The 25,294-nt window shown below is 44.6% G+C and carries 12 protein-coding genes; 6 read left to right on the forward strand and 6 right to left on the reverse strand.

Going from position 1 to position 25,294, the window contains the following annotated elements; translation table 11 throughout:
* The first annotated feature begins 142 nt into the window (after positions 1 to 142).
* Positions 143 to 1,474, forward strand: coding sequence for a trypsin-like serine protease (locus tag NL644_RS13050; RefSeq protein ID WP_139060562.1), 1,332 nt, complete (start codon positions 143 to 145; stop codon positions 1,472 to 1,474).
* A gap of 388 nt (positions 1,475 to 1,862) precedes the next feature.
* Complete coding sequence (locus NL644_RS13055) at positions 1,863 to 3,308, forward strand: bifunctional NUDIX hydrolase/phosphatase PAP2 family protein (protein WP_253658462.1); 1,446 nt, start codon at positions 1,863 to 1,865, stop codon at positions 3,306 to 3,308.
* 161 nt (positions 3,309 to 3,469) lie between these two features.
* On the opposite strand, the gene NL644_RS13060 is transcribed toward NL644_RS13055, so the two are convergent.
* Positions 3,470 to 4,279: a Cof-type HAD-IIB family hydrolase gene (locus tag NL644_RS13060; RefSeq protein ID WP_253658463.1), complete on the reverse strand. Its 810-nt coding sequence runs from the start codon at positions 4,277 to 4,279 to the stop codon at positions 3,470 to 3,472.
* A 216-nt stretch (positions 4,280 to 4,495) separates the two neighbouring features.
* Here NL644_RS13060 and queE point away from each other — a divergent pair, with 216 nt between their 5' ends.
* Positions 4,496 to 5,146 (forward strand): 7-carboxy-7-deazaguanine synthase QueE, encoded by a 651-nt coding sequence (gene queE, locus NL644_RS13065; protein ID WP_041852955.1) that lies wholly within the window; start codon positions 4,496 to 4,498, stop codon positions 5,144 to 5,146.
* 14 nt (positions 5,147 to 5,160) lie between these two features.
* Complete coding sequence (gene queC, locus NL644_RS13070; protein WP_005395054.1) at positions 5,161 to 5,856, forward strand: 7-cyano-7-deazaguanine synthase QueC; 696 nt, start codon at positions 5,161 to 5,163, stop codon at positions 5,854 to 5,856.
* Between the two features lie 12 nt (positions 5,857 to 5,868).
* Here the strand turns inward: queC and NL644_RS13075 are convergent, their stop codons facing one another.
* The 4 genes from NL644_RS13075 to NL644_RS13090 all read right to left on the reverse strand — a co-directional run bounded on the left by NL644_RS13075 (position 5,869) and on the right by NL644_RS13090 (position 10,478).
* Complete coding sequence (locus NL644_RS13075) at positions 5,869 to 7,842, reverse strand: diguanylate cyclase (protein WP_253658464.1); 1,974 nt, start codon at positions 7,840 to 7,842, stop codon at positions 5,869 to 5,871.
* A 187-nt stretch (positions 7,843 to 8,029) separates the two neighbouring features.
* Complete coding sequence (locus tag NL644_RS13080) at positions 8,030 to 8,383, reverse strand: DUF2750 domain-containing protein (RefSeq protein ID WP_005395049.1); 354 nt, start codon at positions 8,381 to 8,383, stop codon at positions 8,030 to 8,032.
* A 167-nt stretch (positions 8,384 to 8,550) separates the two neighbouring features.
* Entirely contained in the window at positions 8,551 to 9,165 is a 615-nt protein-coding gene (locus NL644_RS13085) for an OmpA family protein (RefSeq protein WP_253658465.1), read from the reverse strand.
* Between the two features lie 2 nt (positions 9,166 to 9,167).
* Positions 9,168 to 10,478, reverse strand: coding sequence for a TolC family outer membrane protein (locus NL644_RS13090; RefSeq protein WP_005395046.1), 1,311 nt, complete (start codon positions 10,476 to 10,478; stop codon positions 9,168 to 9,170).
* Between the two features lie 400 nt (positions 10,479 to 10,878).
* Between NL644_RS13090 and NL644_RS13095 the strand changes: the two genes are divergently transcribed.
* Both NL644_RS13095 and NL644_RS13100 read left to right on the forward strand, forming a co-directional pair.
* The gene (locus NL644_RS13095) at positions 10,879 to 22,224 is read left to right on the forward strand and encodes a tandem-95 repeat protein (RefSeq protein WP_253658466.1); all 11,346 of its coding nucleotides are present in this window, start codon (positions 10,879 to 10,881) and stop codon (positions 22,222 to 22,224) included.
* A 33-nt stretch (positions 22,225 to 22,257) separates the two neighbouring features.
* Positions 22,258 to 24,591, forward strand: a complete 2,334-nt coding sequence (locus NL644_RS13100) for a VWA domain-containing protein (RefSeq protein ID WP_253658467.1) — start codon at positions 22,258 to 22,260, stop codon at positions 24,589 to 24,591.
* Positions 24,592 to 24,678: 87 nt separating this feature from the next.
* Here NL644_RS13100 and NL644_RS13105 read toward each other — a convergent pair whose 3' ends face one another.
* Positions 24,679 to 25,293, reverse strand: coding sequence for an OmpA family protein (locus tag NL644_RS13105; protein ID WP_253658468.1), 615 nt, complete (start codon positions 25,291 to 25,293; stop codon positions 24,679 to 24,681).
* Position 25,294 lies beyond the last annotated feature (1 nt).

Below are 25,294 nucleotides of genomic sequence, written 5' to 3' on the forward strand. Positions count from 1 at the left end.
TTCAGTTCGTCAATAGACTTTTCTCTATAAGTTGCTCGCAATGTTAGTAAATTAATATGCGCCCACATTGGTATTGGCGTTTTTGTCTGCTTGTTTATTAGTAGCACGAGGATCGTGCTTACAAAAACAAGAGGACAATATTTTGAAACTAACAAAATCGTTACTTGCGTTGGCTGTTTTGCCAATGTTCGCAAGTGCTGATGATTTGTCACAGACACAAAATCACACTATACAACCCCAGATCGTAGGCGGCATCACTGCTGATCCTAGTGAGTGGAGATTCTACACCCAAATTGTCAGCCGTTATGGTAACCGATCATATTGTGGTGCCAGTTATATTGGGAATGGCTACGTCCTGACTGCGGCCCACTGTGTCGAGGGTGATTCACCGAATCAGATTGCGGTTAAAATCGGTGGCGTCGTTTACAATGGCACTGACGGTGTTCGAGCTAACGTCAGTGAAATCCACATGCACCCGGCATATCGCCGAGCAACGCTTTCTCATGATCTCGCAGTCTTAAAGTTAGACTCTGTACCTCAAGGTGTTGCTGCGGTTGAAATTGCCGATGGCAGTCTAACGCAATACGCCAGCATCGGAGATTGGCTTACAGTCGCAGGTTTAGGGAGAACCTCTGAAGGAGGAAGCTCTCCATCTCGATTGCAAGAGGTTGACGTTCCGCTCGTGTCGGACACGACTTGTCGTCAAGCCGGTGGTAATTACACAACCGTTGGAGAGGTGTCTTTCTGCGCGGGAATTCCTCAAGGTGGGATAGATTCCTGTCAGGGAGATAGCGGTGGCCCAATCGTTATTAATCGTGGTGGCGTAATTACTCAACTTGGTGTGGTCAGTTGGGGGATAGGTTGTGCTCGTCCGGGTATGTATGGTGTTTATAGCGATATCGCCGCCATGCGTAATTTTGTTAATGGTGTCATTGGCACGACTACACCTCCGAAAGAGAATGTTTCTGTTGGGTATACCACCGAACAGACATTGGCATCATTTAATGTTGGCGAGTTGCAGCAACATAGTTTTGTTATCAAAAATTCAGGTAACACGACGTTCACTGTAGAAAACGTTCGCGCGTTTGCTTCTGGCGTTGCTGATGCTGCCGTTATTGCAAATGATCAGTGTTCTCAGGCGACGTTAGCAATGAATGCAAGTTGTCGTGTCGATGTCGAATTTGGAGCAGCTCAGGCGGGAGAAGCAAGAGTTGCTTTGAACTTCAACATTGATAAGACCAGCACACAATATCAGGCGCTAGTGTCGGCTCAAGCGAAAACAGTGACAACGCCTCCAACAGATCACTGCGCAGCAGAATGGCGAGCGAGTACGGTGTATCTCAAAGGAGATAACGTTACTTGGAATGGCAAAGTGTGGCAGGCGCAGTGGTGGACTCAAGGCGATAACCCCGCAGACTCTGGACCTTGGGGTGTTTGGCAAGAAGTTCGCGACGCACATTGCAAGTCTAACTAACCATCAAGCATTCAAAAGCTGATTCGTTGGTGACTTGAGGTAGAATTCATTCTTGGTTTCAACGAACAGCGCATAGTTATCATAAGCAGGGTTTATTGTTTTCGAATAATAAGCCCTTTTTTATTGTTCCAACTTTGAGAACCCATAAAATGTGTATGACTTTATCCTGACGCTACCTTCATATAACTGGCAGAATTGCGATCAATATTTCATGTTTTGTCTGATTTTTGTCAGGTTTGCATTAAATTACTCTCCAATGAGCTTCAAGATCATGCTTTATTCGATCAACGTTGTTTGGCATAACTCGTTACTTAATTTTTATCGAAAAAGATAAGATTAACTGCCATTATTCATTGGTTATCATAATGTTTACTTAAGGTCATATTTTGTGTTGAGACAGCTGTTATTACTCATCCTTTGTTTTATTTTGTTACCTGTTTCACCAATCTCTACGGTTAAAGCTGCCGCGAGCGAAGTAAAAGGGGCACTCTGCGTTGTTCGTGCTGACGACAAGTTAGTGCTAGTTCATGAAATATTGACGGATAAGATTTCTCTACCTGGTGGGACAATTATTGATGGAGAATCCCCCAAAGTTGCTGCGCAACGAGAAACGTGGGAAGAAACGGGGTTAGTGGTCACGGTTGGGGAGGAACTTGGCAGAACAGACACCGCGGTTTATTACGATTGCATATCAGATTCTGAGATTATTGCTTTTTCGATGAACAATTCCTTAGGTGGGAATGAGTTACCTATTTGGTTTGCTCCTCACTACGGAGTAGAAATCGCATCTGCAATGTTACTTGGACCATCCGAGCTGCCATCATTTTTGTACCGCTATCCCGCTCAATGGCCACAAGCCATTCAGTTTTTTGAACAAGCTACTCAGCAGTCCGCATCTTATGTGACTCAGCTGATCGAATCCGCGCCTTCATTTCGTCAGATTGAATTGAGGTGGATGAAAGACTTACAAAGCTGGGTAGGGGCTTTATCAGAAACGAGTTTCGAGGTAGCGAATCAGATCTCAAATCTTGTTATAGAACTGACAGAACCTACGATACTGCTTTTTCTATTTCCGTTGGTAATGATGCGTTTTGGCAGTCGATTTGTATTCCGACTTTTTTTCGCTATTAGCGCGACGTCCCTGATGGTACTTGTAGCTCAACAGGGCTTTGCGCTTCCTCGCCCGCATGTCTATATACCAATGATGGAGTTAACACACAGCTTTGGATTTAGTTTTCCAAGTTTGCCTATTGCCGTTTGGTTTTGTGTTTTAACCTTTTTATTTCAGAGAACGCATTATTTCGGTTTGAATGGTACAACCGCTGTCATGATGCTCATCACGCTTACTATTATGTTATGTAAGTTTTTCCTTGGTAGCGCCTTTTTCTTAGATATGTTGTTTGGTGCGCTGTTAGGAAGCTTGGTGGCCTGGCATGTTCTGCGATTGGAAACAAATCAAGACGTGAATGTTGATCAAGTGCTGAGCTCAAAAGGCGTCTGGTTCATTATGACTGCGGTGACGGCGGTCATCTCTGTTATCTGGCCATTACCTGTGTTTGGCCGCTGGTTAGCTATTTTAATTACGGCATCAGCGTTGGTTATGACGTTTAGAGAGTCAAAAGTGCATTTGGATTCTCGTCAGATGATTTTTGTAACGCTTGCGTTGGTATTCGTTGAGCAACTTTATTTGTACTCAAGCTCTGTTGTCTCGTTTAGTGGTTTGTGGTCATTGGTATTGTCGACGTTGCATTATCCATTGTTGATGTTGCTGTTTATCTTGCTTGCAAGAAAGCTGATTCATGAAAAACAACAGAGAGAAACAGTGCTAGATTGATGGTTGTATGTTTTTTTCTCAGGCATACGAGTAAAAAGAAAGCCTTGCTTTACAGCAAGGCTTTTTTGTATGTTGAGTAGCTCAACAATGTGGCTTTGCGCATATCTGACGCCATGGCTGAGTTAAAGGTAATAACGTTGATGCCATAGCGGCGGAGAGAATTAAGCGTTAAGGACGAATTTTTCAATCGCTTTAGCTACACCGTGTTCATCATTACTTGCCGTAATGTAATCAGCGATTTGTTTGGTCTCTTCCATCGCATTTTCCATCGCGATACCAAGGCCAGCGTACTTCAGCATGTGGTGGTCATTTTCAGCATCACCCATACAGATCACTTCTTCCGGTTGAATACCTAGATACTCAGCAATTGCAGCAACACCAATACCTTTGTTGCTCGCTGGGTTAAGAAATTCCAGGAAAAACGGGGCGCTTTGAACCACCGTAAACTCTTCACGTATTTCAGACGGAAGCGCTGCGATGACCTCAGTTAACTTACTTGGCTCGGCAACCATCATTGCTTTGATGATTGGATGATCATCTTCTAGCGATTCAAAATTAATCTCTGTTACATTTAAGCCATTAATGCTGGCTTCAATGTCAGTGTATGGGTTTTTCTCATTGGTGATCAAGCCATGTACTTGGCTGAATGCGTGCACATAAGCGCCTAATTCTTTCGCTTTACGAGCGACTAATTTTGCTGCCTTACCATCAATGATTTGCTGGTGGATGATTTCATTTGTTCCTACGTTCTTAACCATAGAGCCATTGTAGAAAAGGACAAAATCTTTATCGGAATGGATATTCAGTTCGTCGAGCTTGCCTTGCATTCCTTCTAATGGGCGACCAGAAGCGAGAACGACAGTTACGCCTGCTTCTCGAGCCTTTGCGATCGCTTGTTTGTTTTCTTCAGAGATTGCTTTATCACTATTGAGCAGTGTGCCATCCATATCTAATGCGATCAGTTTATACATCATTTCTTACCTTAAAGTTTTTGGGAACTGTAAGTGAATAAGGTTTGGTATAACGCTAACCAGAAACCTACGCTCACCGCGACTATGAAACTACAAAATGGTCTATTTTAACAATTAATTTTTGGTTTAAATTGACCTAGACACGTGTGTCCATTAAGGTCTTCGCCTCGAAGTATTATGAGTTGAGTGAGTTCTACGTTGTATAAGCTAAATGAGATGTTTGAAACCATCCAAGGGGAAGGGGTTTTCACTGGAGTACCTGCTGTTTTTGTTCGCCTTCAAGAGTGTCCGGTTGGTTGCTCATGGTGCGATACCAAACAAACGTGGTATGCAGATGAGAATGACCAACGTCAAATTGGTGATATTTTGGTGAAGACGGAAGATTCTCCGACATGGTGCGTCGCATCTGCCGAGAACATCGTAGAGCAATATCAACTGCAAGGCTTTAATGCTAAACATATCGTGATTACTGGTGGGGAGCCTTGTATTTATGACCTCCGCCCTTTAACAAAAGCGTTTGAGGATATGGGTTGCCAATGCCAAATTGAAACGAGTGGCACATCAGAAGTCATCACGTCAGAAAATACATGGGTGACCGTGTCACCAAAAGTGGCGATGAAGGGTAAACTGCCAGTTCTCAATAGCGCGTTAGAGCGTGCGAATGAGATTAAGCACCCAGTTGGTACGCAAAAAGACATCGACCACCTTGATGAGCTATTGGCAAATGCGAATGTCGCGGTTGAGACTGTCATTGCATTGCAGCCTATTAGCCAAAAGCCTCGTGCAACGCAATTGTGTATTGAAACGTGCATTGCTCGCAATTGGCGCTTGTCTGTTCAAACTCATAAATATCTAAGTATTGCTTAAGAGCGGAGAGAGAAATGAAAAAAGCCGTTGTTGTTTTTAGTGGTGGTCAGGATTCCACGACTTGTCTGGTTCAAGCACTTAAAGAGTTTGATGAAGTTCATGCCATTACTTTTGATTATGGTCAGCGCCACAAGTTAGAGATAGAAGTGGCACAAAAGATCGCAAAGGATCTTGGTGTTAAAGCGCATAAAGTGATGGATGTTGGCCTTTTAAACGAACTTGCGATTAGCTCTCTCACGCGCGATGACATTCCTGTCTCACACGAATTGCAAGAAAACGGTCTACCAAACTCTTTTGTTCCTGGCCGTAACATTCTATTTTTAACGCTCGCAGGAATCTACGCCTACCAAATTGGGGCTGAAACCGTAATTACTGGCGTGTGTGAAACTGACTTTAGTGGTTATCCAGATTGTCGTGACGATTTTGTGAAAGCAATGAACACGGCTTTGGTGAAAGGGATGGACCGTAACCTGACGATCAAAACACCGTTAATGTGGCTAAATAAAGCAGAAACGTGGGCGTTAGCTGATCAATATGACGCGTTGCAACTGGTTCGTGAAAATACGTTGACCTGCTACAACGGGGTCATTGGTGATGGTTGCGGTGAGTGCCCATCGTGCGATTTGCGCAAAGCTGGCTTAGATGATTACCTAAACAATAAAGAGACCGTAATGCAGTCTCTTGTGAACAAGCAGGCTGCTGACGTTTAGTCGTGCCTTGCTTTACTGGCTAACATAGTCAGAACTTAGGCTAATTGGCTCATCGTATGCGTCTATAATGATGTTTTTTCCCTGCTTTTTAGCCTGGTATAAAGCTTGGTCTAGTATCGAATAAAGTTCATCAAAGTTGGTAAGCGGCATTGATGTTGATAGATAGGCCAAGCTAGCAGTTACACTCAAATCACTATTATTTACCGTGCGTACGCGCTTCTCTGAAATCGTTTTGTGTAGGCTTTGCACCCGGAAAGGAACGTCAATTTCATCGACGTTTTTCAATAATAAGATAAACTCTTCTCCACCCAAACGGCCGATATACTCTCCCTTATTGAGCTTAGCTTTAAGCACTTGGCAAACTTGCTGTAACACCAAGTCGCCAGTCGGATGACCGTATTGATCATTTATCGTCTTAAAGTCATCAAGGTCGATTAATGCTAAAACATAGCGTAAGTCTTCGTCCGCTTTGGAGGTTTGACCTTTGATGGTCTCTATAATTGCCGCTCTATTCAACGCACATGTTAGACTATCTATTTTGGCTTTTTGTCGTGTTTGTCGCTGAAGTATCAATGCCAGAATGAGCAAGACCAACAAACAGGAAACCACAAAATTATAAGTGCGCTTTTGATCGGTAAGCTTCTCAAATTGATGCTGATTTAAGCTTTTTTCATTATTCAACCGAGCGACTTGAAGATCATATTCGTACTCTTTCTTTGTGAGGTCTAATGCCTCTAATGCTTTAATATTGCTAGCGTCTCGGTTGGCCAATTCAATGGTTGAATAGGCTTCGTGGTGCTCTAATGCCAGTTTATAATCACCTTGGGCTTGGTATGCTTCGGAAAGGAGTAATTGAGCTTGTGCCTGTAATAATGGTCTAGAGTTATTGATCGCTAGTGTTAACGCGACTTTGCCATGTGCAATCGATTTTTCAGTAGCATGTTTTTTCAAATACGCGAACCCAGCAGCTAAATGCCCTTCCGTTTCGAGGTGCGTATTTTCATACGTTTCAGCAATGTCTAAAGCTTTTCTAATGTAATCTACTGCGGTATCCAGTTGCCCACTTTCGGCTAAAACCGCAGACAGCCCTAAGTAGCTTAACCCTTGACCATATGGGTAGTGGAGCTGGTTGAGTATTGTTAATGCATTTTGATAATGATTGATGGCTTTATCGAATTCTTTGGATTTCTTATACATTGCCCCAAGGCTATGTTCGACTTGGGCGACTTTGAGTGGTGTCCCTTCATCTTGACGAGCGAGTAGGGCTTGGATGAGATATTGTTCTGATTGTTCAAACTGCCCAAGCTCTGCAAGTAAATTTCCGACGTCATTGTAAATGCCAGAAGGATCGCTTTGAGCAGACATGTTCGCCAGCAGCTTTCTATAAAGACTCAGCGCTTTTTCATAGTCGCCACGATAGTTATAATTGTTCGCTACCACACGTAACGCGAGATCAATAGGGAAGTTTTCTTGGTGTTGTTGACTTAGATGGCTTTCTAACGACGAGCAATAAAAGTTTGCTTTGTGATAACGACCTTGTTGATTCAAGGTATAACAGAGCTGATAGTTCATCAAAGCTTTGCCTTCAGAATCTGAAGTCTGCTTCATTTTTTTTCGCAACGAAGAAAAGCTATTTACTGAGGCGTCATAACTACCATGCTTACGTTCATTTAAGGCAAGAATGTACTCTGACTCTAACTGAGCAAAGTTATTGTTGAGAACTTGGCTGCTACCATAGTACGGCTGTTTTATGTTCGACATATATTCATAAATCAGCCCGCTGACGTAGAGTTTTTCGCTGTGCGATTTCGCTGTGTGGTATCGATCTTGAAGCATGCTTAATGCTGAGTCAGGATTACTTCTCAATGTGGTTTGATAAACGGCGTGCCACTGCGTGATATTTTGTTCTGGCTCAATATCTTGAGTGTCACTAGCATATACCGGGGCGAGTAAGAGTGACGCAAGCAAAGGATAGAGCGTGCGCATATTTAAACGTGCCTTATGTTCTTTTGTTGCTTTGGAATTGGAGAATCATAGCGCTATTAATTGATCAGCGTTGTGATTGAGTTGGGTGTACGAAGAAAAAGAATAGGAAAACTATGCACTTGGTCGACATATCAAAAAAAGAGCATAAAAAGAAAGACCCCAACATAAAGTTGAGGTCTAGAAGTCGTTATGCAATGTAAAGCTTAGCTAGATCTTGAGGCTCCATTTCTTTGCCTTCTAGCTGATCGTTCCAGTTAGTACCAACAAGAACACCATCTTCTGCAAGAGTTAAAAGCCAATCTTCAACAAAGATATCTAGTGGGATTTCTAGTACAGTGAAGTCAGCCCATTCTTCAACATTGTGCGCTTCTGCATCTTCTTTAGAAGACCAGAAAGGCATGACTTCACTGTTTTCGAATTCAGTTGAATCGCAAGATAGCCAACCTTCTTCATTGCGTAAACCCCAAACCAGTTGGTTTTCTTTTGTTTCTGCAACAAAAAGGTCAAGGTTTGCTTGGATATCTGATGTAAGTTTGCTCATTTCAAAACTCTCGTTGTTATGACGCCGCTAGGGTAACACTAAAGTGCCGATTCCTAAAGCATAATACGGTTATTGCAATGAGTAAAAATAAAGGAGCCGAAGCTCCTTTTCTTATGTCGTCCTAGATGTATTAATGCTTGTTTGAACAAACATTAATACAGACATTTTTACCTTTCAGGGAGGGTAGTGAATATTGTCCACTCTTTTTTAATCTCGCCTTTATAACCAACGACAGAAGCAGTTACTCGGCGGTTTAAAGCGTGGCTGACTTCATCGGTACCTTGTTGCGCTAGGTGAGTATCTCCAAAGCCAACAATACGAACTCTGCTCGGTTCGATGTTGTAGCTCAATAGCGCCTCACGGACATTGCGTGCTCGTCTCTCTGATAGATCTTGGTTGTGCTGAGAGCCACCAACTTTACTCGCGTAGCCGTGCAGTTCGATCGACGTAGTAGGGCATTCTTTTAAAAAATCGGACAGTTCACGTACTTGTCTTCTGAACACGGGATTGATTTCATCAGAATCATTGGCAAAAAGTATTCTTACTTGCATGTTATCTGATGCTTTAATGTATTCGCCGCAACCGTCATTATCGACTTCTGAGCTTTCAGGTGTGCCAGGGCACATATCTCGAGCGTTGATGACGCCATCGTTATCTTCATCTTGAAGATCAGCAATTTGCTCTGCACTTGGTACAGGTCGATAGTCATACTCGTCTTCAGCAGCAACCTGTTGAGTAACGGCGAGAAGACTTAATACAAATAGAATTTTCATTGGTTTCATGATCAGTACTCCACCTTTTCATTCCATTCCGTAGGCACATCGACTCGCAAGGCATTTAACAATTGGCCGGTCGCATTCATTACACGGTATTTCGCGTATTGCTCTGAATATCGAGCATCCAAGTAGTTTTTTCTCGCTTCAAATAACTCGTTTTCAGTATTTAACAAATCCAAAAGGGTTCGTTTACCGATGCGATACTGTTTCTCGTAGGCGATAACAGTTTCAGATGCCGAATCTACGTGATCCGCCAGAAACTCTTTTTGCTGAAGCGTTAAATCTAACGCGCTCCATGATAGACGAAGCCCTTCTTCAACGCTGCGGTATGCGCGTTCTCGTAAATCTTTGGCTTTGTTTAGTTGATAGGCAAAGTTTTCAGCATTGGCGACATCACTACCACCATTAAAGAGGTTATAACGCATACGCAGCATCGCTGTCGTTTCATCACTGCTTCCTTCGATACCGCTTGCATCATCACGCCACGTTTGAGCCGCTTCTACAGATATCGTTGGATAGTAAGTTCCCTTAGATTGCTTATATTGGAACTTAGCTGAGTCTACATCTGCCATCGAAATTTTGATTACTGGATGCGATTCAAATGCCAAGTCAATTGCTTCATCTATGGTGTAGGGAATAAAGTTCTGGTCCGCTCGCGGAAAAATCAATCCTTGTGGGGACTGTCCGACAAGGCGTGTAAACGTGGTGTGGCTGTCATATAAGTTGTTCTGAGCCGCCACCAAGTTACCGTGAGCTTTTGCTAAACGAGCTTCTACTTGAGTTAGGTCAGCAGTAGACCCAAGTCCTGAGTTAACTCGCTTTTTAATGTCTTCGTAGATCTTCTTATGAACCTTCAAGTTGTTTTCTGAAAGTGTAAGAATTTCATAAGCTTTTACTGAATCTAAGTAAACCTTTGCCACTTCGAGTGCCGTGTCTTGAGCGTCAGCGAGCAGTTGATAACGAACTGATTCTGCGTCAGCTGCTGTTCGATCCATATCGTTAAGTGTCGCAGAACCGTCCCATATCAGCTGGGTTAGTGTCACGGTGGCTTCTTTTCTTGTCAGATCCGTTGAATCTCGCCCTGCTTCTGCTGGGTTAATGCCTTCATAACCGATACCGGCGTCTAAATCTACGGATGGGAGGTAAGCACCGCCAGATGCTTCATTCACATACTGCTTGCTAACGAATTCATTGAACGCACTTTTGATGTCAGGATTGGTTTTTAATGTGTTTTCAACCGCTTGCTCTAGTGTTTGCCCAAAAGCATGACTAGCTGCGAACACACCAATGCAAAAGGCGTTGGCACGAGTCCACTTCACTGTGATTCTCCTAGATAATAATAAAATTTCTCGAGGTGAGAGGGCTTATAAGTGGGATACCTATAAGGGCGTCAATAATTTAGCGCACAATAACATTAATACACGATGAAGTAACCTGTTGATTCATTGTTCATTCGTTTCATTCTTGATAAATCAATTCATTTGGTGGGTCTAAATTTTGAATAAGGATCCCGATTTTAAAGTGAAATTGATGTTTAACAAGCGTTGAGTGGCTTTTATTAAAACAAGATAAATATGCACCTAGATTCCTATTGATGTATGACACATAATTACTTAATTGAGCATCAAATTGCTGTTATTGCACTATATAATCAGGCAATATATAGCAAATTAGTATTGTTAGTCAAAAACTTGACAGTTATTTAGGGTTAAGATTTATATGGATCGTACAGCGTTAGTGTCACTCGGTAATCAAGTCGTCGTAATAGGTTTAGATGGGGAGCTGAGAGTCCTAACAGAAGGACAACAGCCCCTACCAGGTGAAGTGGTAGTGGCAACGACAGATGCTGCACCTCTAAATTTGAACATTCAACTAACTGAAGAGCAAGGCTCAAAAGATATTTCTGATGATGTAGCACGAATTATTGGTGCTATTGAGCAAGGTCAAGACCCTTCTATAGTTGATGAAGAACTCGCGCCAGCTGCGGGTGAAAACAGTGGTTCAAGTTTACAAAATAGTGCCACGATTGCACGGGATGGCACTGAAGTACTGGCCTCAACAAATTTTGAAACTATTGGCTTGGAATCCCTCGGTTTATCTGAAACACAAGCGTTGACCTTAAATGACTTTTTCGCAACAAATATAGAAACCAGTGGAGATGGCTCAAATAAACCACTTACTAATTCTCCAGTGACATTAAGCGCTATCGAAGAAGATAGCGATCCCATCACGATAACTACCGAAGAATTACTATCGAATGTCGATGTTGACGATGCTGATACTCTTATCGTTACAAACGTCACTATTGAGAGTGGGAATGGCACTTTAATTGATAACAACGATGGATCTTGGACTTATATCCCAGAAGCTGATGATGATACTGAAGTGTCATTCTCCTATGACATCATTGATGACGATGGGGGTGTTATTAATGGCACTGCTAATTTAGATATTAAGCCTGTTAATGACGCGCCAATAGCGACTAACGATGCGATTCAAACTGACGAAGATTCCCAGGTTGTAATTGATGTGCTCGCTAACGACAGTGACATTGAAGGTGACGATTTATCCATTACTTCTGCTTCTGTATCAGAAAAGCAAGGTATCGTTGAGATTGTCGATGGTAAGCTTGTTTTCACTCCGGCTGAAAACTTCAATGGTAATGCAACTATTAGCTACACCATCTCAGATGGTGAGCTAGAGGATGAAGCTCAAGTCTCGGTAACAGTAAACTCAGTTAACGATGCGCCTATTGCCCTTAATGACGCAACAATTACAGAGGAAGATACCTCAGTAACGATTGATGTTCTGCCAAACGACACTGACATCGATGGCGATGCGTTAAGCATCGAATCGGCGTCTGTGCTGAGTGACCAAGGTCAAGTCGAGATTATTGACGGCAAGCTTGTATTTACTCCAACTGAGAACTTCAATGGCGACGCTGAGATCACTTACACCGTCACCGATGGTGCGCTGACTGACGAAGCGACGGTCAAAGTTACGGTGAATGCCGTGAACGATACGCCTGTGGTTGAGAGTAGCATTGCAGACCAAACCTTGGCGGAAGATTTCACGCCATACACGATCGATCTGAATACGGCCTTCAGCGATGTGGATAACGTTGATGGCGAGCTGAGCTTCAGCGTTTCTGGTAATAGCAATGTAAATGTCTCAATAGAGAATGGTATTGCTACCATCAGCCCAACGGCAGACTGGAACGGCTCAGAAACACTGACCTTTACCGCCACCGATCTAAGCGGCGAGAGTGTTAGTCAAACCGTGAACTTCACAGTTGCCCCTGTGGCGGACATCGTGGCAGACAGCGCGACGGTTGTGGAAGATACGCCGACCATCATCAAGGTTTTAGGTAACGACACGTTTGAAGGCACTGATAAAGTGGTGTCGCTCGATACCAATAACGGCCCTGCCAACGGCACGGTCTCGGTCAACCCTGACGGCAGCGTAACCTACACGCCAAACGACAACTACCACGGTACAGACAGCTTCACCTACATCGTTACATCGGGCGGGGTATCGGAGTCCACCACAGTGAACGTCGATGTGACGCCAGTCAACGATGCGCCAGTGGCAAAAGATGACACGGCGATTACTGACGAAGACACACCAGTGACGATTGATGTCCTGCCAAACGACACTGATGTGGATGACGATAAGCTGAGTGTTGAATCAGCCTCTGTACCTAAAGAGCAGGGTACGGTTGAAGTGGTGAATGGCAAACTGGTGTTCACTCCGGCAGAAAACTTCAATGGTGATGCTGAGATCACTTACACCATCACCGACGGTGTGCTGACTGACCAAGCGACGGTCAACGTCACCGTGAATGCGGTGAACGACACGCCTGTAGTTGAAAGCAACATCGCAGACCAAACCTTGGCGGAAGATTTTACGCCATACACCATCGATCTAAATACCGCTTTCAGCGATGTAGATAACGTGGATGGCGAGCTGAGCTTCAGCGTTTCTGGTAACAGCAACATTGAAGTGGCGATCGTCAACGGCATTGCCACGATCACTCCAACGGCAGACTGGAATGGCTCTGAAATCCTAACCTTTACGGCTACCGATCCAAGCGGCGAAAGCGTCAGTCAAACGGTGAACTTCACAGTTACTCCTGTGGCAGATATCGTGGCAGACAAAGCGACGGTTGTGGAAGACACGGCGACCATCATCAAGGTCTTAGGTAACGACACGTTCGAAGGCGACGACAAAGTGGTGTCGCTCGATACCAATAACGGTCCAGCCAACGGCACGGTCTCGGTCAACCCTGACGGTAGCGTAACCTACACGCCAAACGACAACTACCACGGTACAGACAGCTTCACCTACATCGTTACATCGGGCGGGGTATCGGAGTCCACCACAGTGAACGTTGATGTGACGCCAGTCAACGATGCGCCAGTGGCGACCAATGACAATGCCGTTACTGACGAAGATACACCAGTGACGATTGATGTACTGCCAAACGACAGTGATGTGGATGGCGATAAGCTGTCGATTGAATCGGCGTCTGTTCCTGAAGCACAAGGTACAGTTGAGATTGTTGATGGAAAATTGGTGTTTACACCTGCTGAGAACTTCAATGGCGACGCCGAAATCACTTACACCGTCACCGATGGCTCGCTGACTGACCAAGCGACGGTCAACGTCACCGTGAATGCGGTGAACGACACGCCTGTAGTTGAAAGCAACATCGCAGACCAAACCTTGGCGGAAGACTTTACGCCATACACCATCGATCTAAATACCGCGTTCAGCGACGTGGATAACGTGGATGGCGAGCTGAGCTTCAGCGTTTCTGGCAACAGCAACATTCAAGTGGTGATCGTCAATGGCATTGCTACGTTCACTCCAACCGCAGACTGGAACGGCTCAGAAGAGTTGATGTTCACAGCCACCGACCCAAGCGGCGAGAGTGCTAGCCAAACGGTGAACTTCACGGTTGCACCTGTGGCGGATATTGAATCTGACCGCGCGACAGTCGTGGAAGACACACCAACTATCATCAAAGTCTTAGGTAACGACACGTTCGAAGGCGAAGATAAAGTGGTGTCGCTCGATACCAATAACGGCCCAGCCAACGGCACTGTCTCGGTCAATCCTGACGGCAGCGTGACTTACACGCCAAACGACCACTACCACGGAACAGACAGCTTCACCTACTTCGTCACCTCCGGTGGCGTCAGCGAGTCCACCACGGTGAACGTCGATGTGACACCGGTCAACGATGCGCCTGTGGCGAAAGATGACATCGCTACGACACAAGAAGACACTGCAGTTACTATCGATGTTCTGACAAACGACAATGATGTGGATGGCGATAAGCTGAGTATTGAATCAGCCTCTGTACCTAAAGAGCAGGGTACGGTTGAAGTGGTGGATGGCAAACTGGTGTTCACACCGGCAGAAAACTTCAATGGTGATGCTGAGATCACTTACACCATCACCGACGGTGTGCTGACTGACCAAGCGAAGGTGATCGTTACCGTTAACCCAGTAAACGATGCACCGACTATCAAGGTTGATGCCGTGGAAAGCATCACTGAAGACGCAGTGAGCACTGATACGGTAGTAGCGACGTTGGAAGTCGCTGATTCTGATACGCCAGAAGACCAATTGACCATTTCTTTAGAAAACAACTCAAACGGTTACTTTGTGTTAGTTGGCGATGAAGTCAAGCTGACTCAAGCGGGTGTTGACGCGGTTAACAACGACGAACTCAACCTTAAAGATCTGACTATCAGCGCGTCAGTATCGGATGGTGTTAATCCAACGGCTAGCGACAGTGATAGTTTGGTTGTGAATCGTGTTAACGATGCACCGACTTTAGAAAATGCCATTGCAGACCAAGTGTTAGCGGAAGATTTCGATGCATACACGATCGACTTTAATGAAGTATTCAAAGATACTGATTCCTCGCTAAACTTCTCAGTGTCTGGCAACAGCAACGTGTTGGTTTCGATTGAAAATGGCATCGCGACCATTTCACCAACCGCAGACTGGAACGGCTCAGAAGCGTTGACGTTTACTGCCACCGATCCAAGTGGTGAAAGCGTCAGCCAAACGGTGAACTTCACGGTTGCACCTGTGGCGGATATTGAATCTGACCGCGCGACAGTCGTGGAAGATACGCCAACCATCATTAATGTCTTAGGTAATGACACGTTCGAAGGCGACGATAAAGTGGTGTCGCTGGATACCAATAACGGTCCAGCTAACGGCACTGTCTCGGTCAACCCTGACGGCAGCGTAACCTACACGCCAAACGACAACTTCCACGGGGCAGACAGCTTTACCTACATCGTCACCTCCGGTGGCGTCAGTGAGTCCACCACGGTGAACGTCGATGTGACGCCAGTGAACGATGCGCCAGTGGCAAAAGATGACACGGCGATTACTGACGAAGACACGCCAGTGACAATTGATGTCCTGCCAAACGACACTGATGTGGATGACGATAAGCTGAGTATTGAATCAGCCTCTGTACCTAAAGAGCAGGGTACGGTTGAAGTGGTGGATGGAAAACTCGTTTTCACTCCTGCAGAAAACTTCAATGGCGACGCTGAAATTACCTACATCGTAACGGATGGTCAATTGACCGACGAAGCGAAAGTGGTAGTTACCGTTAACCCAGTAAACGATGCGCCAACTATCAAAGTTGATGCCGTAGAAAGCATCACTGAAGATGCAGTGAGCACTGATACGGTAGTCGCAACCTTAACGGTTCGTGATACTGATACGCCAGAAGACCAATTAACCATTTCTCTAGAAAACAACTCAAACGGCTACTTCGTGTTGGTTGGCAATGAAGTCAAGCTAACTCAAGCGGGTGTTGACGCGGTTAACAACGATGAACTCAACCTTAAAGACCTTACTATCAGCGCGTCAGTGTCGGATGGTGTTAATCCAACGGCTAGCGACAGTGATAGCTTGGTTGTGAATCGTGTTAACGATGCGCCAACAGTTGATAATGCCATTACAGATCAAGTGTTATCGGAAGATTTCGATGCATACACGATCGACTTGAATGAAGTATTCAAAGATTCCGATTCCTCGCTAGAATTCTCAGTCTCTGGCAATAACAACACCCAAATCTCTATTGTGAATGGCGTTGCCACCATCACTCCGACTGCGGATTGGAATGGCAAAGAGACAATTACGTTCACAGCTAAAGACCCAAGTGGTGAAAGCATCAGCCAAACGGTGAACTTTACGGTTGCACAAGTAGTCGACATCGAGGCAGACAGTGCGGATGTAGTCGAAGACACACCAACCATCATTAACGTCTTAGGTAACGACACGTTCGAAGGCACTGATAAAGTGGTGTCTTTGGACGCCGATAATGGTCCTAAAAATGGCACCGTCATTGTGAATAACAACGGCACGGTGACCTACACACCAGATGACAACTACGTCGGCAAAGATACGTTCACTTATGTCGTGACATCAGGCGGTGTATCCGAATTCACTACCGTTGAAGTCAATGTGACGCCGGTCAACGACGCGCCAGTGGCGAAAGATGACATCGCTACGACACAAGAAGACACCGCAGTTACTATCGATGTTCTGACAAACGACAATGATGTGGATGGCGATAAGCTGAGTATTGAGTCAGCCTCTATACCTAAAGAGCAGGGTACGCTTGAAGTGGTGGATGGAAAACTCGTCTTCACACCGGCAGAAAACTTCAATGGCGACGCCGAAATTACCTATATCGTAACGGACGGTCAATTGACCGATGAAGCGAAGGTGACCGTTAACGTTAATCCAGTAAACGATGCGCCAACCATCAAGGTTGATGCCGTAGAAAGCATCACTGAAGATGCAGTGAGCTCTGATACGGTAGTCGCAACCTTAACGGTTCGTGATACTGACACGCCAGAAGACCAATTAACCGTTTCTTTAGAAAACAACTCAAACGGTTACTTCGTCTTAGTTGGCGATGAAGTCAAGCTGACTCAAGCGGGTGTTGACGCGGTTAACAACGACGAACTCAACCTTAAAGATCTGACTATCAGCGCGTCAGTATCGGATGGTGTTAATCCAACGGCTAGCGACAGTGATAGTTTGGTTGTGAATCGTGTTAACGATGCACCGACTTTAGAAAATGCCATTGCAGACCAAGTGTTATCGGAAGATTTCGATGCATACACGATCGACTTGAATGAAGTATTCAAAGATACTGATTCCTCGCTAGAATTCTCAGTCTCTGGCAATAACAACATCCAAATTTCTATTGTGAATGGTGTTGCTACCATCACTCCGACTGCGGATTGGAATGGCAAAGAGACAATTACGTTCACAGCTAAAGACCCAAGCGGCGAGAGCGTTAGCCAAACAGTGAACTTCACGGTTGCGCCTGTGGCAGACATCGTGGCAGACAGCGCGACGGTCGTGGAAGACACGCCAACCATCATTAACGTCTTAGGTAACGACACGTTTGACGGCGACGATAAAGTAGTGTCGCTTGATACCAGTAAAGGCCCAGCTAACGGCGCGGTCTCGGTCAACCCTGATGGCACCGTGACCTACACGCCGAACGACAACTACCACGGGGCAGACAGTTTCACCTATATCGTCACCTCCGGTGGTGTCAGTGAATCCACCATTGTTAACGTCGATGTCACGCCAGTAAACGACAAACCTGACAGTGAGGACTTTACGCATGTGGCCGATGATCAGCTTACGCACGTTGTGTTTGATACCGATACGAAACCTCTGGGTAGCGGTGACTCTCAAGATCATATCGCGGATGTTGAAGACGACTTAAAAGGCAACGATCTACATGTCCGAATTACTGAACTGCCAACCTCAGGTACGTTGTTCTTTAAAGATAGTGACGGTGAGTTGCACGAAATTAAAGAAGTAAGCGATACGCTTTATGACAAAGACAGCCTTTACTATGAAGCTGATAATGTTGGCTTCTTATTGGGTATCAAAGATCGTCCTAATACGCCCAATAGCTCGGAATCTACAACAGATTTCAATAACTGGGGTTTAAGTGAGGATGGTGGTCCATCACATTCCCGTACTGAGCATTTAGCAAATGGAGCTTCTATCACCATTTCTTCTGATAGCGGTGAGCTTGCGCAGTACAACCGCCAGGTGTCACACATCGGCAATGGTATCGCTGACAATGATGGGCAGGGTATTGAGAAAGGTGAAACGATTACGATCGATTTGTCTAATAACCCTGTGGGCAGCGTAAACCTTGGACTAGATGGACTAGGTGGATTGTTTGATTACGGTGATGACAACGCAGCGCTTATTACGGTTACATACTTAGATTCAAATAATGTCCAACAGACTCAAACGTTCGAGTTTTTGAAGCCTGAAGGCAACTTCATGCTATTCCAAGAAACAAGCGTTGGTTATGGGAAAGATCTAGCTCTTCCTGAAGGTTCGGTCATTACTCAGTTAGATTTTTCTACGAAAAATGAAGGGAACTGGGAGTTACGTTATGTAGAAGGTGTTCCTGCCGAAGACAGCTTTGGATATGTGGCAGTCGACTCTGAAAGTAGCGTTAGCGATCCATCTACAGTCAATATCGTTAATGAAATGCTAGATGGTAATATTGCTGAAAATGGGCCAAGTCTGTCTGTGGTCGGTGATAGCGTGACTGAGGGTGACAATGTCACGTTTTCGGTTGTTCTAGATGAAGTCACCAGTACTGCTGTTAAGTACCAAGTTGATATGCTTGCTCAAGGTTCTTCAGTTGATAAGAATGACGTAAATTTATCAAATGCAACCTACACAAATGGTGTTGTTTTCTTAGGTGGTTACTTGATTGTTCCTGCAGGTATAAGTAGCTTCGAAATATCGATTCCGACTATTGATGACTTGGTTGTGGAAAGCAGCGAAACGATCGTTCTTGAGCTCGGCGGTGAAACGGGGACGGCAACAGTTCTTGATAATGATAGTTCAGAACTTAGCGTAGTAGATGCCGGCGATGTCATTGAAGGAACTGACGCAATATTTACCGTTTTACTCTCTAACCCTGTTCAAGAGGCCGTTGTCGTCAATCTGAAGTCAACAACAAATGATAGCTATACTGCAGAAGATGTTGATCTAGGCACTATGGTAGTGACCTATGTGGATACTCATGGTCAAACTCAAACATTAGATATAGCGCCTAATGGAGACGTTACTATACCTCCAGGTGTCGCTGAAATTAAAGTCGCAGTCCCGACCAAACTAGATAATGTCCATGAAGGTGATGAGAGCTTTGGTCTGACGGTTACGGAAATCGGTAGTGTCACCAGTAATGGTATTGCAACTGGTAACGCAAATATTGTGGATTCTGATCCTGCACCTTTAGTTAGTATTAGTGCCGATCAAAACAGCGTAAATGAAGGTGAAACGGCAGGCTTTACGCTGACACTTGATAAAGTTGCAGATGAGAGTGTTACGGTTCATGTCGAATATAGTGGCGTGGCCCAAGATGGAAAAGATTTTGTTGGCGTTCTGAGTGTTGAAGTTCCTGCGGGTCAATCTTCAGCTGCTCTTGACTTACTGACGCTCACCGATGGTATTTATGAGGGCGCAGAATCTTTCACAGTAACCATTAAAGAGGTGGATGGCGCTGATGCGAGCATTGCTTCAAATAACAGCGCAAGTGTTGTGATCGTTGATGCCCAAAGTGCACCGAAAGTGACTATTGGCTCAGATCAATCCTCAGTTGATGAAGGTAGTGATGCAAAATTTATCGTCAACATTGACCAAAAAGCAGATGAAGATGTACTGGTAGCATTCACAATCGGCGGGAATGTTGATGACAAAGATTATATTGATCCAAGTACTTACACAGTCACGATTCCAGCGGGTAAAACGTCGGCGCCGATTGATATAAAAACTCTTGATGATGGTATTTACGAAGATCTTGAAAACCTAACCGTGACTCTAATTAATACGGTTGGTGCAGATTCGACGCTTGCAAGTGACTCGAATGAAGCAACAGTCTCTATTATAGATGCTCAGCACGCTCCAGAGTTTATTTCTGGCGGCGATAGTGCTGGTGACAAACCAAATGATGATGTTTACGACTTCGGGTCAGTTAACGAAAACACGGTGAGTGGGTCCGTTATTGGTACGGTCGTTGCTGAAGATCACGATAATGACGTGCTTGTATACCGCTTTGCAGATGGCTCGACCACTAATGGTATTTTTGATATCGACCCGACAAGCGGAGAGATTTCATTGAACAAGACAATCGATGATGTTGACTTGGGCGATTATACGCTTCAGGTTGAGGTTATCGATGGAACTGGCGGGGTTGATACTGCCGAGGTCAATGTTTCTCTGGTAAATGTGAATGATGCACCTGAATCTTCGCCTTCCACGGTTGAGATGAGTGAAGATACCCAAGTGATGCTTGATTGGTCATCATTCGGTATTAGCGATGTGGACTCTAACGTATCAGAGCTCTCCGTCCAAATCACAACGCTTCCTAGCGATGGGTCATTAGAGTATAAAGATTCGCAAGGTGATTGGCAGTCTGTCCAAATCGATCAAGTGCTTGATAAATCGCTCTTTGATGAAAACAGTGTTCGTTTTGTACCTGAATTAAATGAGTCTGGCAGTGACAGTTTCGGCGGAAATCAAGTCGGAGACCAGGAGTCTAGTTACGCTCAAATAGGCTTTAAACCAACAGATGGACAGAGTACCGGTCAAGAGTCAACACTGACAATAGACGTAAACCCTATCGCTGATAAACCGAACTTGATCGCAGTGACGCACGAGAACTCATTACCCCAACAAGAGTTTAACGTTACAACATGGAGCAATGTTCAAGTTGGTTCTAGTAATGGCATGGGGGTCAGCGGAGAGACTCTAATTGCAGCGATCAACGCTCTTGATGCAGCAGATGGTACTCAATTGAGTTGGTCAAATATGGAAGATTTAGGGACTCATGCAACCTTGGCAAATGAGGCCGTTCTAGTCACATCTCTTGTTTATCTCGAAGCTGGCTCGAGTTACGACTTTGTCGGTCAAGCCGATGATAGCCTTGCAATCAAGTTGGGTGGTACGTTACTTGATCAAGCTCGTTGGGGTAGCGACAGTGGTGATATTAAGGGTGCTAGCTTTACCCCTTCGGTATCTGGCTTTTATCCAATTGAAATCTATCACCATAACCAAAGTGGTCCGGGTAACTTTAATGTGGATGTATCCATTAATGGACAAGCGCCTGTCAATCTGAGCAATAGTAGTCTTTACGTAGTTAGTGATGAAAGTGCACTAGAAGCACCTGATATCAGAACGTCTGAACTACAAGAAGTTAATGGTGTTGCGTTTTACGAAACATATCAGCTGAACGAAGGGTTACAAGATACAGCGATACCGCTCTCTGAAATTAAAACAAGCTTAAATGATAAAGATGGCTCTGAATCACTTAAAGTCACGCTAACTGGCTTACCTGTAGGTGCGATCCTTTCAGATGGAAACAGTTCTATTACTGTAGCAACCATTGATGAAGAACTGGACGTGACAAGTTGGGCATTAGATACACTTACTGTGACTCCACCAGCTGGCTCCCATGATGACTTCACAATCAATTTGACGGCAACGAGTACAGAACGCGCGAATGGTGATTCAGCAGAGTCTAACTTAGCGATCAATGTTGTAGTACATGAGAACTTACCGACGGAAACGGAAAGTGATATTGGGAAGACCAACGAAGATAGTTCGCTACAGGGTAACGTATTGCGTAATGACTTTGATGACGACAACACCCTGATGGTTGATCACATTACTATTAATGGCACTGACTATGCGGTAGGTGAAAACGTATCTTTGACCAGTGGCACTTTATTAGTAAACCAAGATGGTAGTTACGTATTTGAACCTACCGAGCACTGGTCAGGTGATGTTCCATTAATTAATTACACCACAAATACTGGCGCAACAAATACGCTTGATATCAACGTTGTCGCCGTTGCAGATGCCCCTGCGATCACGATTAATGTTGGAGAGTTAGTAAAAAGAGATGCTGTTGATCCTAATCACAACTTAGCCACTTCTGCGATAGATAAGACGCCTACAGAGAATTAACTCGTCGCTGCTGATCTTGGTTTGGATGATGTCGTGCAAAAAAATCACTCATACGCCGGAGTGATGCTAGGAGACAACAACGACAGAAGTGATACCGATAGTTTATTCGTTGGGACTGATTACAATGACACCTTCTACGGTGGCGGCGGTGATGACGTATTTATTGGCGGTGGTAATAACGACTCTTTCTATGGTGATGATGCGTCCACTATTACAGATTATGATGGCCAAGATACGGTTTACTTAACTGGAAACTTCAGTGACTACAAAATGACCTTCAAAGACGATCATGGAGGTCAAGTCCCATATTGGATTTTGCTAGATAATCGTTCTATCGATTCGGTAAACGACCACACAGGTAGTGATGATCGTGGTGATCACTTATATGAAATTGAACGAATTGTTTTTGCAGACAAAGTCGTTGAATTGAAGCCCGACGGCACCTATGAAGTGCTTCAAGAGCGTTGGATTCCCGTTGATATTAACGTTGATTTGGTTGATGTCGATGGAAGTGAAAGCTTGGCGCAAACTGTTTTTGTGGAAGGTTTGCCGGATGGTGTAGAGCTGTATATCGATGGACATGCCGTTAATCAGGACGCAAACGGTAATTACCTTGTCACCCTGGATGCTAACGGTAAGGTCTCTTTAGATATCAGAGTGCCGTTTGATTATGAAGGTAGTCTAGAGTTCCCACTAAGCGTTACCGCGACGTCGGTTGAAGAAGCAAATAATGATGCTGCTTCAACAACAGAGTCTGTTGCGCTTACAGCTCGTGACTATGTTCTAGAGTCGGGTTCACATGGGAACGATCAGATAACGGGCAGTGACGATCACGATATTATTGTTGGCGATGTCCAAGGATTGGAGATTATTGCGGGTCAGGACTACAACATCGCCTTTGTTTTGGATACTTCAGGGAGCATGGGTAACTGGGTAGGAACTGCGAAGCAAGAAGTACTAGATGTGTTTGATGAACTGTTAAGCGCTGCAAATCAGGGTGAGAAGCCTGGAACAGTGAATATTCACCTCAGTGAGTTTGCTTCAAGTGCGTCAGCAGTTATTTCCGTTGACTTGAGTTCTCCAACAGCAAGAGATGAGTTTGTAAAAGAACTGAATAGTGCTATAGGTGATGAGGGTGACGGCGGCACAAACTATGAGGCGGGTTTACAGTCAGCTGTTGAATGGTTTAGCAGTCAACCTAACCCTAATGGCCAAAATATCACGTACTTTGTTACTGATGGTCAACCAAATAGAGCAACGCATCTCTATCATTTAGCGCCGAATGAATTCTCGAAAGTGATTTTGGATGTCGATGATTCTGGCAAGCTTGTTACCCTGCAAGATATAGTTAGTAACAGTAGTTATTCATACGGACAGACGGTTATCTACAAAGGTGATGTTGTTATAGATAGTTACGGTCAGGTATATTCACCGCTAACAGGCAGAACTCTAGGGGATATCGACAGATATTATGGTTCTATCCGTTACGATGATGAACGTGGCAGCTCAACACAAGCTCAACATATGTATCAAGTATTAGCAGCATTGTCTTCAGTAGAGTCGATAGGTCTTGGTAGTGGTGTTGATGAACAGGCACTTAAGCAGTATGACACTGATGGTGTGGTAGAGTCAGATATCGATGTTACTAAGCTTGCTGAAACGATATTGGGTCAAGATGTGCCCCTAAAACAAGGTTCAGACACTATTCAGGGTGGAGAAGGTGACGATATCTTGCTGGGTGATTTAATTGAATTTGGCGGTAATGAGCAAGGTTTGAGTGCGATTCAATCACATGTGGCACAGCAAACGGGTCAAGATGTTTCTACCATTGATGGTGAAGACATCCATGAATACGTTAAAAATAACCTAGAAGAATTCAACCAATCTCACCAAGGTGATAAGTCGGATAACTTATCTGGTGGTGCTGGCAACGATTTACTGTTTGGTCAGGGTGGTAACGACATACTCGTTGGTGGTGAAGGTGATGATATTCTGATTGGTGGTTTAGGTAATGATATCTTAACGGGAGATGAGGGCTCTGACATCTTTAAGTGGAGTGAAGTGACCAACGAGGTTGATACCGTTACTGATTTCAATAAAGATGAAGACACTCTAGACTTCTCTGATCTCTTTGATGACTTATCTAAAGATGAAATTGGAGAGCTTCTTAATGATCTTCAATCAGGTGATCATACTGGTGATGTCGGAGAGTATCACGTAGAAGTGGCACCAGATGGCGGCTCGGAAGCGAACTTGAGTATTACGAAAGGTGGCTCGACATTGGACATCCATTTTGATGGTGCAAGTGTCGATGATGTGACTCAAAGTCTGATTGCAAGTTTAGAAGCGCAATACAAAGACATGTAGCAGCCTAGCCACAGGGAAAATTGAAAATCAAAAAAGGTCTAGCATTTTGCTAGACCTTTTACTTTTTAAACTCCGTTCATTGCGATGTTAGCTCTTAGGAAGCGTAGTGAAAACGGTCCATTCTTTCTTCACTTCACCTTTGTGGCCAATCACCGTTGCGGTGACTCGACGGTTCAACGCATGACTCACTTGGTCGGTGCCTTGTGTTGCAAGTACCGTGTCTCCATAGCCGACAATGGTGACTCTATCTCCACTAATACCATTCATCATGAGTTCTTTTCTAACGTTCTCAGCGCGGCGTTTAGATAAGTCAAGATTGTGTTCTGCAGTACCAGTACGACTGGCATAGCCCTGAATCTCTATCGATGTATTTGGATACTCTTTCAAGAAGTCGGATAGTTCTCGAATTTGCTCCGTAAAGATAGGATTGATCACATCGGAATCATTCGCGAACAGAACTCGAATTTGCATTTCTTGCGAGGAGTCGACATACGAACCGCAGCCATCGTTATCTATCTCGGCACCTACAGGAGTACCCGGACATAAATCGCGCTCATTAATGACTCCATCAGAATCATCATCAAGATGATCTGCCCACTGATCGGCAATTGGCGTATCAATATAATCATATTCATCGCCTTTATCGGATGAACTGCATGCCGAAATCATCAATGAGAGTGCAATAAGAGTTATGTATTTCATA

The sequence above is a fragment of the Vibrio sp. Y10_XG_PY6 genome (assembly GCF_024181795.1).
GTDB lineage: Bacteria > Pseudomonadota > Gammaproteobacteria > Enterobacterales > Vibrionaceae > Vibrio > Vibrio diabolicus.

Bases quoted from the DNA above. Each gene is read 5' to 3' on its own strand.
- NL644_RS13060 (WP_253658463.1), bottom strand. From the start codon at position 4,279: ATGTATAAACTGATCGCATTAGATATGGATGGCACACTGCTCAATAGT.
- queE (WP_041852955.1), top strand. From the start codon at position 4,496: ATGTTTGAAACCATCCAAGGGGAAGGGGTTTTCACTGGAGTACCTGCT.
- queC (WP_005395054.1), top strand. From the start codon at position 5,161: ATGAAAAAAGCCGTTGTTGTTTTTAGTGGTGGTCAGGATTCCACGACT.
- NL644_RS13075 (WP_253658464.1), bottom strand. From the start codon at position 7,842: ATGCGCACGCTCTATCCTTTGCTTGCGTCACTCTTACTCGCCCCGGTA.
- NL644_RS13080 (WP_005395049.1), bottom strand. From the start codon at position 8,383: ATGAGCAAACTTACATCAGATATCCAAGCAAACCTTGACCTTTTTGTT.
- NL644_RS13085 (WP_253658465.1), bottom strand. From the start codon at position 9,165: ATGAAACCAATGAAAATTCTATTTGTATTAAGTCTTCTCGCCGTTACT.
- NL644_RS13095 (WP_253658466.1), top strand. From the start codon at position 10,879: ATGGATCGTACAGCGTTAGTGTCACTCGGTAATCAAGTCGTCGTAATA.
- NL644_RS13105 (WP_253658468.1), bottom strand. From the start codon at position 25,293: ATGAAATACATAACTCTTATTGCACTCTCATTGATGATTTCGGCATGC.